Source organism: Acidimicrobiales bacterium (assembly GCA_041394265.1).
Taxonomy (GTDB): domain Bacteria; phylum Actinomycetota; class Acidimicrobiia; order Acidimicrobiales; family SZUA-35; genus JBBQUN01.
In genome coordinates this window covers 3,257,716-3,271,124 of record JAWKIO010000005.1, presented here as the reverse complement: position 1 = coordinate 3,271,124, position 13,409 = coordinate 3,257,716, and the positions used below count along the sequence as shown (strand labels likewise).

Below are 13,409 nucleotides of genomic sequence, written 5' to 3'. Positions count from 1 at the left end.
TCGTCCGGCGAGGGTGTACGCCGAACGACTTGACCACCCAGCTGCCGCCGGGCAGCGTTCGGACATGAAGTTCGGCTACCTCTCCCACAACGACGCGGCGGGCATCCGGCCCGATCATCTGGCCACCGAGCTCGAGGCTCGTGGCTTCGATTCGATCTGGATGCCCGAGCACAGCCACATTCCGGCCGACAGAACCACGCCCTACCCGTCCGGGGGCGAGCTCCCGTCGAGCTACTACCACATGATGGATCCGCTGCTGTCGCTGATGGCGGCGGCGTCGGCCTCGTCGACCCTCGAGCTCTACACCGGCATCTGCCTGGTGCTCGAGCACGACCTCCTCGATCTCGCCTGCGCCACCGCGTCGCTCGACGTGCTCTCGAACGGCCGCTTCAAACTCGGGATCGGTGTCGGGTGGAATGAGGAGGAACTCGCCAATCATCGACCCGACCTCCCATTCAAGCTGCGCTACAGCGCCATGCGAGAACGGGTGGCGGCGCTGCGAACGTGCTGGGGTGACGAGCGGGCGTCGTTCGATGGCCGTTGGGATTCGTTCACCGACTCCTACGTCTATCCCAAACCGGTGCGGGGGACGGTGCCGGTGGCGCTCGGCAACGCCGGTCCGGTCGGGATCCAGCACGCCGCCGAATACGCCGACGAGTGGTGTCCGATCGATGCGTCGATGCTCAACACCAACGGGCGCCCCGATGTTGCCGGCGCCATCGAGCTGTTCCGCCGCCTCGCCACCGAGGCCGGCCGCGACGCCGACGCCATCCCCATCACGATCCACTCGTTCAGTGTGAACCTCGCTCGTTTCGAGAAGTACGCCGAGCTCGGGGTCGAGCGGATCGTGCTGTTCCCGCCCAGCATGAATGTGATCTCGACCGACGACACCCTCCGCCACCTCGACCACCTGACCACCGACGTGATCGCCCACTTCGCCTGATCGCCTGCTTGTCGCGTCTCGACGGAACCTGTCCGAACCTGAGACCCACAGCGACACACCCCACCGAACTCGAGAGCCCCAGCGTCAGAACTGACGCCGTGGCTCTCCAGAACGAGGAAGAGTGTCGCTCTGGCTCTCGAGAACCAGCGCTGGCGGTGGTGTCGCACCCGGCGCCCCGCCAGGCGGCCACGGGCGACCGTGTGCACTAGCGTCGCCTGAACGGGCCGAGCGGCCCGACCGAGGAGAGGACGAGATGCGAGTCGAAGGCCGAGTGTGCGTGGTGACCGGGGGCGGCAGCGGGATCGGCAAGGCGATGTGTGAACGCTTCGCCGCCGACGGCGCACGGATCGTGGTCGTCGTCGACCGTGATGGTGACCATGCGCGAGCGGTGGCCGACGCCATCGGCGGTGAGGCGGCCGTGGTCGATGTCGCCGACGCCGAGCAGATCACCGCCCTTCTCCTCGGCGTCGAGGAACGCCACGGCCCGATCGATCTGTTGTGCAACAACGCGGGAATCGCCAGCGGCGGCGACCCCCTGTCGACACCGATCGACGAGTGGCAGCGTCAGTGGGACATCAACGTGATGAGCCACGTCCATGCCATCCGGGCAGTCCTGCCCTCGATGCTCGCTCGCGGTGAGGGGCACATCCTCCACACGGCGTCGATGGCCGGCATTCTCACCAGCCACGGCAATGCGCCCTATGCCACGTCGAAGCATGCCGTCGTCGGACTCGCCGAATGGATGGCGATCACCTATCACGGTCAGGGCATTCGGACCTATCTGCTGGCGCCGCTCGGTGTCCGCACCCCGATGCTCGGCGACGCGGCCGACAGCGAGTGGGGCCGCACGGCCGCCGGTCCGATCCGGGAACCCGAGGAAGTCGCCCAGCAGGTGAGCGACGCGTTGGCCGAGGAGCGCTTCTTGATCCTGACCGACCCCATCGCCCAGGACTGGATGGAGTTCAAGACCAACGAGTCCGAGAAGTGGCTGCGGGGCATGCGCAAACTCCAAGCTCGCATCGACGCCGCCGACTGATCCGAGTCGGAACCGGAGAGCCTGAGCGTCACCGGCTGCGAACTGGAGAGCCCTGGCGTCAGAACTGACGCTCGGGGTCTCCAGAACGGGGGGTGGTGTCGCTCTGGGTCTCGAGAACTGGCTGAGGACCAGTGGGGACGCGGAAGAGGCCCACCGAAGTGGGCCTCTGACCGGGTGTTTCTGGAGCGGACGACGAGATTTGAACCCGCGACCCTCACCTTGGCAAGGTGATGCTCTACCAGCTGAGCTACGTCCGCATGAGCAGGCAATCATAGCGATCACCTACCGGAATCAAACAACTCCTGAGCAAACATCGCGAAAGCAAAGGAGCGACGTCGGGATCATTCGCTCGGGGGTCGCATGTCGATGGTGAGGGTGAGGATCCCGCCCTCCAACTCGCCCTTGGCGTCGGCGATCACGGCGTAGTCCATGAAGTCCTGCTCGGCCTGCTGGATGAACGCCTTGCGCTCATCGCCGCCGACCGGCGGCAGGTTGCGCTTCTTCACCGCCTCGGCCCGTTGCCGGTACCGCTCGATCATTGCGTCGACGTCAAAACTCTCAGCCATCGCCTCACCCTAGCGAAGCGCCCGGCCAGGCCCCGACTCAGACGTCGTTGCGCGGCAGCGCCTGAGGGCCGGTGAGCCGCAGCCAATCGTCGGCCTCGAGATCGTCGTCGGCGGTGGGAGGAGCCGTCGGGTACCCGCCTGGGGCGGAGAACTGAGCGGCGCCCGATGCCATCCCTCCGGCGGCGGCACGACGACGAGCGTCGGCGGCGGCGTCGGACGCGCTGGGAGCTGCGGTCCCGCCCCATTCCTGCTGGCTTGGGGACTGGTGACTCGGTGACGATTGGGCCGGGAGCGGAGCGGGCCGTGGCTCGGGTCCACGATCGACCGGCGCTCGGCGTTGCTCGGCCAGTCGACGATACGGGTCGGTGTGTCGCCAGTACCAAACCGTCAACACCGTCAGAAGCACAGCAACGAGGAGCAGGGCGGCGATGAACCACTTGACCGTGGTGCTGGTGACGCTCTCTTGGGCGATGAGAAGACCGGACACTTCGGTCGAATCTAGCGGACTCACACTTGCTCCCGGGGACAAGAGAACGTGGTTCTCCCGCCGATGGTCCGACGGTCGAGCTCGGTCCCACAGCGAGGGCAGTGCGCGCCGCGTGCCCGTGCCGACATGAGGACCCCCGTGTGTGAGCCACCGTCACGAACGAAGTCGCCCAGTACCTCGTGCAATGTGGCGAGCAACCGCTCGGCCTCGACATCGTCGAGCGACCGTGCGGGTCGAGCCGGATCGAGCCGTGCCCGCCACAGCGTCTCGTCGGCGATGAGGTTGCCGATCCCGGCGATGCGCTGCTGATCGAGGAGCCGGGCCTTGAGTGCCACGTCGCCCACCAGGACCCGCGCTCGCAGCCGCTCGGCGTCGATCGTGAACGCATCGGCACCGAGCCTCGACTCGTCGGGGTCGATGACGACGCCGCCCAGGCGACGCGGATCGCGGATCCGCAGACTCCCTTCGTCGGCGAAATGGATCACGAACCGGTCCCACGCCGGATCGTCACGGGTGCTCGAGTACTCGAGGTACTCGATCGAGGCCGTGCCATCGACGATCAGGCGTCCAGTCATCCCGAAACGCAACCCGAGCACATGGCCACTCGACAGGTCGAGGAGCAGCAGCTTGCCGATCCGACGGGTGGCGATCACTTCGGCGCCGACGCAGGCGGCCGCGACCTCGTCGGGTGAGGTGCCTTCTTTCAGGTACCACTCGTCGGGCGTGTCGACCGACGCGATACGGCGACCCACCGCCTGGTCGGCGGTACGCCGGTACAGCTCGATCTCGACTCCCTCGGGCATCGAGGCGCCGGTCAGGCCTTGGCCTGCTCGTCGACGAACCGCTCGACGATCGGGCCGAGCTGGGGGAACTCGATGAGGAAGCCGTCGTGTCCGTGGATCGACTCCAGCGTGGCGAACTCGACGAGCGGCGCGTTCCCCCGGCGCAGGATGTCGGCCAGCTCGAGTTGCTGCCTCGGCGTATAGAGCACATCGGAGTCGATCGACACCACGAGGGTCGGGCACTGCACCCGAGCGGCCGCGAGATCGAGACCGCCTCGGTCACGCCCGATGTCGTGCAGATCCATCGCCTTGTTGAGCAGCAGGTAGCTGTTCGCGTCGAACCGTCGAGCCAGTTTCTGACCGTGGTAGTCGAGATAGCCCTCGATCTGGAATCGGTCCCACATGGCGAACCGGTCGAGTTTGCCGACCACGGCTCGGCCGAAGCGCTGCTCGAGCGAGTCGTCGGATCGGTAGTGCAGCTGTGCGACGCGCCGCGCCAGCATCAACCCCTCGGCCGGACCGTCGCCGGGTTCGGCGTCGTAGTAGTCGCCCTGCCGCCAGCGCGGGTCCTGGGCGATCGCGAGCCGACCGACCTCGCTCCACCCGATCTGCAAGGGACTGGCGGCCGCCGCGCTTGCGATCGAGACCAGCGCGCCGACGCGTTCGGGGTACATGACGGCCCACTCGAGCGCCTGCATTCCGCCCATCGAGCCGCCCACCACTGCGGCCCACCGGCCGATCCCGAGATCGTTTGCCAGCAGCGCCTGGCTCCGGACGATGTCGCGGATGGTGATCACCGGGAACCGCGATCCCCACGGCAACCCATCATCGGGGTGGGGTGACGACGGACCCGTGGTGCCCTGGCACCCGCCGAGGACGTTCGCACACACGACGAAGAAGCGGTCGGTGTCGAGCGGTCGGCCGGGGCCGATCATGTCGTTCCACCAGCCTTCGGTTGGCTGGCCGTGGCCACTCGGGCCCTTCGCGTGGGCGTCGCCCGTCAGCGCATGGCACACGAGGATGGCGTTGTCGGCTGCCGCGTTCAGCTCACCCCAGTACTCGAACGCCAGCTGGAGCTCGCCGAGCAGGCCTCCGCCTTCGAGAGCGAACTTGCGACCACGCCCGACCGTGACGAAATTGCGCCAGGCCACCGGGTCGCCTTCACGCCAGGCACCGGTGGCCGGTAGCGGTTCGCCGGTCGGAGCGGCTCGGCGAAGCGGTCGCTCCGGGGTCGTCATGCGTTCGAGGGTACCAATGAGCGTGCTCGGGCGAGCCACCATTGCAGCACCGAGGGATCGGCAGCGGCGGTGCCATAGGCCCGCTGCATGAGGGTTGCCGCCTCGATGGCGGTCCGCACCGAATCGGCGGGGTCGCAGCCGTCGGCCGAGCGGACGATCGCTGCCGCCTCGTGCCATGCCCCATCGTCGACCGGCAGCGGGAAGTCGGCGAGGTCCCTCGCAGCGATCTTGATGGCCTCGACCGACATTGCCGTTCCGAACCAGCGGGCGAACGCCCACGCGACGACCGGCGGCGCGAGGAGGACCGCCGTCACCAGATCGAGCGCATCGGGCTCGGCGTGGAGCGCCAGCAACGGGGTCACCGGCGCCACCGTGCCGTCCCGGTCGACGAACGGCTCGAAGACCTTCGACTGGGTCGGCAGCAGCACTTTGGGTTGGCGGAGTTGCTCGAGCCACGACTGGGTGCGGCCGGGCACCTTCGAACAGTCGACGACCGGGGCATCCCAGCGCCGTTTGGCGAAGGTCGTGGGCCGTCGACCCCACCAACTCGTGAGGGGATCGAGCGAACCGACGGTCGCCACGCGAACGAAGCCGTCGGGCAGCAAGCCGGTGCTGCTGACGTCGGCCAACTCCACGCAGGCCTCGGCCAGGGCATAGAACTCGTCGCGGAACCCGGCGGTGGCCGACGACAGCAGCTCACCGAGCCGGCCCGGCGCGGCCACCGTGACCGGGGGAACACCGAGCGCGAAGGCGGCAGCCTCTGACCACGACGATCGCATTGGCCTCTCCGCCCCCTTCTCGCACACGGGCGCCCACACTCGCACGGAGGCATCGAACACGGCCGAGGTCGTCGCCCAGAGATCGATGATTGGCGCAACGTCGTCGACCCAGCTTCGGAGTCCGGCGGTGTCACGCCCGCCAAGCACCGACTGTGGCAACACGAGGCACACCCGTCCGCCCGGAGCGACCCGCTCGATACAGACGGCCAGGTGGATCGCCGCCAGGTCGGCGTAGGGGCCGAGGCGATCACGTCGCTCCTCTCGGGCGGCGTGTGCGGCGCCAGGGAACGACCCACCTCGCAGCGGGGTGGCGAACGGCGGGTTGCCGATCACGACCGAGACGCTCGGCCAGTCGTCGGGCCACCCGACCAGCTGATCACCGAGACAGATCCGCTCGACGGCTCCGGAGATGGCCTGGTCGGACGCACCGGCCAACCGCCCCCACGCTGCCACCGCGGCATGAGTGGCGCGCACGGCGCCCGGGTCGATGTCGAGGCCGCCGATCCGGGCCAGCGCCTGATCGGGCGATGACCCGAGTACGACCAGACGGTCGAGCGCCGCCAGCAGGAAGCCGCCACCACCGCAGGTCGGATCGATCACCAACGAGTCGCCCAGCACAGCGTCGGTGCCAGCAGTGAGTGCCCGCTGGACCAGCTCCTCGACCACCGGGCGCGGCGTGTACCACGCTCCACGCAGGGCCCGCTCCCCCGTCGACGCCGTCAGTTCGTGCACCGCGCCGATCAGCCAGGGGTCGGCCCAGCCACCGGGTGGCGGCTCGACCTCGGCCAACAGGGGCACGTCCTCGCCGCACACACGACGAGCGACAGCATCGACGACGTCGGTCGGCACGATGTCGGAGACGTCCGTTGGCACGACGTCGGAGACGTCGGTCGGTGCAGCGTCGGAGACGTCCGTCGGTGCAGCGTCGGAGACGTCCGTCGGTGCAGCGTCGGAGACGTCCGTCGGTGCAGCGTCGGGAGTGATGAGGGCGAGGTGATCGATCAGCCCACGGAGCCAGCGCCGTCGGACGACGGATGCGTCCACCTCAGTCGCTGCTGGGATCCCAGTGGTAGAGGTCGTGGAGTCGTTTGTCGTTGGAGAACATCTCGACGATCGGGATCTCGAGCCCGAGCCGCTTTTGGATGCGCTTGACCTCGAGTTCTTGGTCCCAGAGCACGAGGGTGACCGCAACGCCGGTGCCGCCGGCGCGTGCGGTGCGGCCCGAGCGGTGCAGGTAGGTCTTGTGGTCGTCAGGTGGGTCGAAATGGATGACGACGTCGACGTCGTCGACATGGATGCCGCGAGCGGCGACGTCGGTGGCGACCAGCGCCTGGATCTTGCCGTTGGTGAACCGGCCGAGTGCGGCCTCGCGAGCTCGCTGGCGGAGATCGCCGTGGATCGGTTCGGCACTCACACCCAGCTTCTCGAGGTCGTCGGCGAGACGGTCACACATGCGTTTGGTGTTGCAGAACACGATGGTCCGGTGTGAGTGCTCGACGATCGAGGCCACGACCTTCGACTGATCCATCTTGTGCACGGCGATGAACCGATGGGCCATCTGATCGACGGTGACCTCGGCCTCCTCGACCTCGTGACGAGCGGGATCGGTCTGGTAGCGGCGCACCAGCGTGTCGATTGCTCCGTCGAGCGTGGCGGAGAACAGCAGCGTCTGGTGCTCGCCCTCGATCCGGCGCAGGATCCATTCGACCTGTGGGAGGAAGCCCATGTCGGCCATCCGGTCGGCTTCGTCGACGATGACGATGCTGACGTCGGTGACCGAGACGGCGCCCCGGTCGAGAAGGTCGATCATCCGGCCGGGGGTGGCGACGACGAGGTCGAGCCCCTTGTTGATCTGGGCGATCTGCTTCTCGATGTCGGCGCCGCCATAGATGGCAGCGGTCTTGAGGCCGAGGGACTCACCGAGCGGACCGAGTTCGTCGACCACCTGCGTGGCCAGTTCTCGGGTCGGGACGAGGATGAGGCCGTGGATGTGCCCTCGTTCCAGATCCCCAATGCGCTGCAGCGCCGGCAAGCCGAACGCCAGGGTCTTGCCGGAGCCGGTCTTGGCCTTGCCACAGACATCTTTGCCGGCGAGGGCATCGTTGATGGTGAGTTGCTGGATGGGAAAAGCGGTTTCGATTCCCCGAGCGCTCAGGGCACTGGCCAGCTCGGGGACGACGCCGAGTTCGGCGAACGTGATGGACATCTTGTTCCTGTCGGTTTGCATTGCTGATTCGAAAGGGTATCGATTTGATACCCGATCAGCGGGAAGGCGGTCAGAGGTTGAGGGCTTCGACCAGGGTCGGCACCAGGGCGAGGTCGGCGACCTCGATCGGACCGTCGAATCCGGCGATCTCGACGGGTCCGACGACGGCCTTGGTGCGATTGACCCCGGGAAACAGATCGGAGCGGGCGAGGATCTGGCCCGGCTGGGCGATGTCGGCCAGCCGGGCAGCCAAGTTCACCGCCGAGCCGATGTGATCGTCGCCCTCGAAGAGAATGACGTTGCCGTCGGACACACCCGCGTGGAGCGGCAGCTCGATGTCGGAATCACGAACGGCCCGCATGATGCGGTGGATGGCCATGACGAGACTGGCGGTGTCGACGGAAACGAGCATGGCGCCGTCGCCCAACCATTTCGCCACCCGCACACCGGTGGCCGAACCTGCGGCCCGCACGATGCGCCGAAACTCCGACAGCTGCTCGACGGCGCGGTCGTCGCCGTTGGTCACCGTGTAGTGGGTGAACCCGGAGAGATCGATGAAGCCGAACGCCCGCTTGACGCGGTGGGTCGTGATCGGGCGTTGGAAGCCCATGTCGGCCGGATCCATCCCGACGACGCTACCCGACTGCAGGCGCGACAGTGACAAACGACCGTACGTTGCGTGCTGTCGACAACACGGGGGGTAGTTGCGGCAACGGAGAATTCATCGTTCGGACCAACGACGCGGCGGTCGAGGGAGTAGCGGTCGACAGCAGCGCGGTAGGGTGCGGCCATGGCCGCGCTCGAAGCAATTCCGACCTGGCCGGTGGCGCACGCGGCGGGAGGCTGGCTCGATCGATCCGGCCGCCAAGAGGTGGCAGGGCCCACAGATCGCACGTTCGAGCTTGCCTCGGTGACAAAGCCGATCTTCGCCTACGCCGTCCTCGTCGCCATCGAGGAGGGGACGCTGCGCCTCGATCAACCGCTCGGTCCCGGCCGCTCCACCGTGCGCCATCTTCTCGCTCACGCCTCGGGGCTCCCGCCCGAGATCGGTGGACCGACCGCCGAGCCCGAAACCCGGCGGATCTACTCCAACGCGGGATTCGAACTGCTCGGCGACGCCCTGTCGCAAGCCAGCGGGATGTCCGCCGCCGACTACGTCGCGCTTGCCGTGAGCGAACCGCTCGGGCTGCGTCGCACCTCGATCGGCTCCAACCCCGCCCACGGCGGTACCTCATCGGTCGAGGATCTGCTGTTGTTGTTGGCGGAGTGGCTCGAGCCCACCCTGATCCATCCAGCCACGATGGCCGCCGCCACCAGCGTCGCCTTTCCCGACCTCGCCGGAGTCCTCCCCGGTTACGGCCGCAAGGTGCCGAACCCGTGGGGTCTCGGGTTCGAGATCCGGGGCGAGAAGTCGCCGCATTGGTCCGGGCAGTCGAACTCGCCCGAAACGTTCGGTCACTTCGGACGAGCGGGCACGCTGGTGTGGGTCGACCCGGTGGCCGGGCGAGCGGCAGTCGCTCTCGCCGACCGCGACTTCGGTCCGTGGGCCATGGAGGCGTGGCCTGCGCTGTGCGATGCCGTCCTTGCGGAGTCGCTGGTCAGCACCTCCGCACCCTGAGGCGGCGCCGGGCCTACCGAAGGGAAAGTCTGCGTCATCGGTCAAGTTCGCTGCCTTGGGGCCGACGTTGCTCTTACAAGAGGGACGCATCGATGACCACCGAAAACCCACTGTTCGCCCAGGCCCGGGCTCGACATGCACTGCGAATGGCTGGTTTCGACGATCCCAAAACGCTGGAACGAGCTTCGAGCACGCGGAACGAGGTCTTCCTCAGCCCCGACCTCGTCGTGAGGGTCAATCGCCATCCCAACCAGCGACTTCGCCGCGAGGCGCTGTTGTGTCGGCATCTCCCTGATGCTCCATGGGCGCCCGACGTGCTCGCCTATGGCGGTGAGGTCGGAGCGGATTACCTGATCGTGCGACGTCGACCTGGCGCCCCACTCTCGCGGTGGTGGCCGGACCTGTCGTCCAACATGCGACGTGACGCCGTCCGTCAGTTGTGCACGGCGCTCGCCGTGCTGCACGAGACACAGACGCCGGTGCACATCCCTCGCATCGACAACTCGCCGCATCTCATCGACCCTCGCAACGTGACGCCGCTGGTTCCCCTGCTCCTCGCCATCGAGGAGCTGACGCCGATTGATCCCGGGTTGTTCGCTGACGTGCTCGACTATGTGCACCACACGGCCGACGCGTTGAGCGAGTACAGCCAGCGGACACTCATTCATGGCGACCTGAGCTTCGAGAACCTCCTGTGGAACGGCGCCGAGCTCACCGGCATCCTCGACTTCGAGTGGTGCCGGGGCGCGCCACTTGACCTCGAGCTCGACGTGCTCTTCCGCTTCTGCGCGTTCCCCCACGCTCACGTTGCGCCGGACTATGAGGCCCGCACGCTCGCCGCCGACTACGTCGACGTGCCGGTCTGGGTGGCCGAGGACCGACCCGATCTGTTCGAGCACCCGGCACTGTTCGAACGGCTGATGCTCTATGCCATTTCGTTCTCGGTTCAGGAACTGATCAGCCATCCGCTGGCCCCGAACACACCACGAGCAATCCTCGGCCCGATGCACCCGATCTGCCGCCTCGCCAACCTCCTCCACCATGGCGGGCACCTCACGGCGACACTGCAGCGCATCGGCCTCCCGGTCTGATCTCACCGGTCGGCGCAGCGCCCATCGGGACAAGACCGCGTGCCCCGTCGCACCAGCCTTCGAGCGGTAGAGTCTCCACGGTGAGTGGTGAACCGAGCACGAACACGACCCCGTCCGACCAATCCGCCGACCCGGCCGAGGCAACCACCCCGGCGTGGATCGTCAATCCGGTCGGGCCGTTGCGAGGCGACGTCGCCGTCCGTGGCTCGAAGAACGGTGTCACCAAACACATGGTGGCCGCCATGCTCGCCGACACGCCGTCGCGCATCTCCAACTGTCCCGACGTCGGCGATGTCGCCATCACCGCCGGCATGCTCGAAGCCCTCGGCTGCGGGGTCGAGGTCATCGACGGCGTGGCCAATGTCGACCCTCGCTTCATCGAGTCGAGTCGTGTTCCGGTGCGGTTCTCCGGCCTCAATCGCATCCCGATCCTGATGGTCGGGCCGCTCCTGCACCGGATCGGGCATGCCTTCGTCCCGCTCGTCGGTGGCGACGAGATCGGTGCTCGCCCGGTCGACTTCCACGTCGATGCCCTCCGCAAGATGGGGGCCGAGATCGAGTTCACCTCCGAGGGCCTCGAGGCCAAGGCGAGCAAGCTCCAGGGCGCACACATCGAACTCCCCTATCCCTCGGTCGGTGCCACCGAGACCATCCTCATGACCGCCGTGCTGGCCGAGGGCCGCACGGTCCTCGACAATGCCGCTACCGAACCCGAGGTCATCGAGCTGGCGCTCTTCCTCCAGCGCATGGGGGCACGAATCGAGATGCGGCCGAACCGTCGATTCATCATCGACGGTGTCGAATCCCTCAGCGGCGCCGCCCATCATCTGAAGGGTGACCGCATCGAGGCCTTCTCGTATCTCGTTGCCGGCCTCATCACCGGTGGCGAAGTCCGGGTCCATGGCTGCTCGCAGGACCGTCTCGTCACGGCGATCTCCACCCTCCAGGGCATGGGTGCCCGTTTCGAGATCACCGACTCGTCGATCTCGGCGTGGGCCGACACCCTCCACCCGGCTGCAGTGCAGACCGACACCCATCCCGGGTTCATGACCGACTGGCAATCGCCGATGGTCGCGCTCTTCACGCAGTGCCACGGCATGTCGGTCATGTACGAAACCGTGTTCGAGAACCGGTTCACCTACGTTCCGGCGCTCAAGCAGATGGGCGCCCAGATCGAGCTCTACAACACCCCACTCGGCAGCATCGAGACCCGATTCGTCGGCAGCTCGACGCCGTGCTCGGTCGTGGTGAGCGGCGGCAACCAGCTGATCGGCACCCAGGTCGACGTGCCCGACATCCGTGGCGGGTTCGCCTACGTCCTCGCTGCGGCGGCTGCCGAGGGCCAGACCACGATCACCGGCACCCACCACCTCGACCGCGGCTACAACCGCCCGATCGAGAACTTCGAGTCCCTCGGGCTCGACATCAAGCGGGTCGAGGTCCCGGTCGCAGCTGGCGCGAAGTAGCGCGAACTGGCAGGCTCGGCCCATGGCTGAACCTCTGGTCGTGCGTACCGATGCCGATGGCCTCGCCACGCTCACGCTGAACCGTCCCGACAAGCTTAACGCCCTCCTCCCCGATTCCTTCGTCGAGCTGCGCCAACACATCGACGCCATCGCCGCCGACGACTCGATTGGCTGCGTGGTGCTCGAGGGAGCAGGGCGATCGTTCTGTGCCGGCAACGACCTCGGCGGCATCGCCAGCGGAGCGAAAGCGCCGAGTGTCCACTTCGTTCCCGAAACGGTCGACGCGTTCGAGCAGCTGCGGCAACCGACGATCGTGCGCATCCACGGCCACTGCTTCACCGGCGGGCTCGAACTCGCACTCGCCGGCGACATCCTGATCGCCGCCGAATCGGCGAAGCTCGGCGACACCCATGGCCAGTGGGGTCTGGCACCGATCTGGGGCATGTCGGTCCGGCTCCCCGAGCGAGTCGGCCGCTCGACCGCCAAGGAACTGATGTTCACAGCCCGACGCATCTCGGGCACCGAAGCCGAAGCGATCGGCCTGGTCGACCACTGCGTTCCCGACGACGAGCTCGATGCCGCCGTGTGCTCGCTGGCCGAGCAGATCCTGGCCAACTCGCGCGGTACCAATCGCATCGTGAAGCAGTTGATCGCCGACCGCTTCGAGCGGCCTCGGGCCGAGGCGTTGCGGCATGAGCGTTCCCGCCCGCACGGCATGCCCGACGACATGGCCGAACGCATGGCGGCGGGCGGTCGTGGCTGAGCTCAACGCCATCACGCTGCGCACCACCGACATGGCGGCAGCCATCGAGTTCTACGAGCTGATCGGCTGCACCACGGTCTACGGCGGCCCGGACACCGACTTCGCCACGATGGCCATCGACGACTTCGTCCCGGGGTCGGCCACCAACTTCATCAACCTCACGGTCGAACGGGCCGAGCTCGGTCCGCCCTCGTTCTGGGGCCGCTACATCATCTTCGTGGACGATCCCGACGCACACTACGACCGCCTCGTCGCTGCCGGTCGCACACCGATGATGGCGCCGAGCAACGCCATGTGGGGCGAGCGCTACTTCCACATCCTCGACCCCGACGGGCACGAGGTCAGCCTGGCCCGACGGTTTCACGAAGGTGAACGTCCCGATCGATAGGGGCGTTCGATCCCGGTCGCACCGGGTCCGACCGATACCCTCGCAG

14 protein-coding genes and 1 tRNA gene are annotated in these 13,409 nt (G+C 67.4%); 7 read left to right on the top strand and 8 right to left on the bottom strand.

The window, feature by feature from the left end; genetic code table 11:
- Positions 1-64: 64 nt before the first annotated feature.
- Together R2733_16025 and R2733_16020 are read left to right on the top strand one after the other, a co-directional pair.
- On the top strand, positions 65-943 hold the full coding sequence (locus R2733_16025) for a TIGR03619 family F420-dependent LLM class oxidoreductase (protein MEZ5378016.1): 879 nt from the start codon (positions 65-67) through the stop codon (positions 941-943).
- A 253-nt stretch (positions 944-1,196) separates the two neighbouring features.
- Positions 1,197-1,979, top strand: a complete 783-nt coding sequence (locus tag R2733_16020) for an SDR family oxidoreductase (GenBank protein MEZ5378015.1) — start codon at positions 1,197-1,199, stop codon at positions 1,977-1,979.
- Positions 1,980-2,160: 181 nt separating this feature from the next.
- Here R2733_16020 and R2733_16015 read toward each other — a convergent pair.
- From R2733_16015 to R2733_15980, 8 genes are all read right to left on the bottom strand, one after another.
- A tRNA-Gly gene (locus R2733_16015) sits at positions 2,161-2,236 on the bottom strand.
- An 84-nt stretch (positions 2,237-2,320) separates the two neighbouring features.
- Positions 2,321-2,545, bottom strand: a complete 225-nt coding sequence (locus R2733_16010; protein ID MEZ5378014.1) for a hypothetical protein — start codon at positions 2,543-2,545, stop codon at positions 2,321-2,323.
- Between the two features lie 37 nt (positions 2,546-2,582).
- Positions 2,583-3,032: a hypothetical protein gene (locus R2733_16005; protein MEZ5378013.1), complete on the bottom strand. Its 450-nt coding sequence runs from the start codon at positions 3,030-3,032 to the stop codon at positions 2,583-2,585.
- A 20-nt stretch (positions 3,033-3,052) separates the two neighbouring features.
- Positions 3,053-3,835 carry a DNA-formamidopyrimidine glycosylase family protein gene (locus R2733_16000; protein MEZ5378012.1) on the bottom strand — a complete coding sequence of 261 codons (783 nt, stop codon included), beginning with the start codon at positions 3,833-3,835 and terminating at the stop codon, positions 3,053-3,055.
- 11 nt (positions 3,836-3,846) lie between these two features.
- Entirely contained in the window at positions 3,847-5,052 is a 1,206-nt protein-coding gene (locus tag R2733_15995) for a homoserine O-acetyltransferase (GenBank protein MEZ5378011.1), read from the bottom strand.
- On the bottom strand, positions 5,049-6,875 hold the full coding sequence (locus tag R2733_15990) for an N-6 DNA methylase (protein MEZ5378010.1): 1,827 nt from the start codon (positions 6,873-6,875) through the stop codon (positions 5,049-5,051). Before R2733_15990 ends, R2733_15995 begins: the two co-directional genes overlap by 4 nt.
- A 1-nt stretch (position 6,876) precedes the next feature.
- Complete coding sequence (locus tag R2733_15985) at positions 6,877-8,037, bottom strand: DEAD/DEAH box helicase (protein ID MEZ5378009.1); 1,161 nt, start codon at positions 8,035-8,037, stop codon at positions 6,877-6,879.
- 70 nt (positions 8,038-8,107) lie between these two features.
- Complete coding sequence (locus R2733_15980) at positions 8,108-8,662, bottom strand: adenylate/guanylate cyclase domain-containing protein (GenBank protein ID MEZ5378008.1); 555 nt, start codon at positions 8,660-8,662, stop codon at positions 8,108-8,110.
- Between the two features lie 165 nt (positions 8,663-8,827).
- On the opposite strand from R2733_15980, the gene R2733_15975 reads away from it, so the two are divergent.
- From R2733_15975 to R2733_15955, 5 genes are all read left to right on the top strand, one after another.
- Complete coding sequence (locus R2733_15975; protein MEZ5378007.1) at positions 8,828-9,655, top strand: serine hydrolase domain-containing protein; 828 nt, start codon at positions 8,828-8,830, stop codon at positions 9,653-9,655.
- A 92-nt stretch (positions 9,656-9,747) separates the two neighbouring features.
- Complete coding sequence (locus R2733_15970) at positions 9,748-10,746, top strand: aminoglycoside phosphotransferase family protein (protein MEZ5378006.1); 999 nt, start codon at positions 9,748-9,750, stop codon at positions 10,744-10,746.
- An 80-nt stretch (positions 10,747-10,826) separates the two neighbouring features.
- The gene (murA, locus tag R2733_15965; protein ID MEZ5378005.1) at positions 10,827-12,212 is read left to right on the top strand and encodes a UDP-N-acetylglucosamine 1-carboxyvinyltransferase; all 1,386 of its coding nucleotides are present in this window, start codon (positions 10,827-10,829) and stop codon (positions 12,210-12,212) included.
- Positions 12,213-12,234: 22 nt separating this feature from the next.
- Positions 12,235-12,975 (top strand): enoyl-CoA hydratase/isomerase family protein, encoded by a 741-nt coding sequence (locus tag R2733_15960; protein ID MEZ5378004.1) that lies wholly within the window; start codon positions 12,235-12,237, stop codon positions 12,973-12,975.
- Complete coding sequence (locus R2733_15955) at positions 12,968-13,363, top strand: VOC family protein (GenBank protein MEZ5378003.1); 396 nt, start codon at positions 12,968-12,970, stop codon at positions 13,361-13,363. The genes R2733_15960 and R2733_15955 overlap by 8 nt, the downstream gene beginning before the upstream one ends.
- The last annotated feature ends 46 nt before the right edge of the window (positions 13,364-13,409 follow it).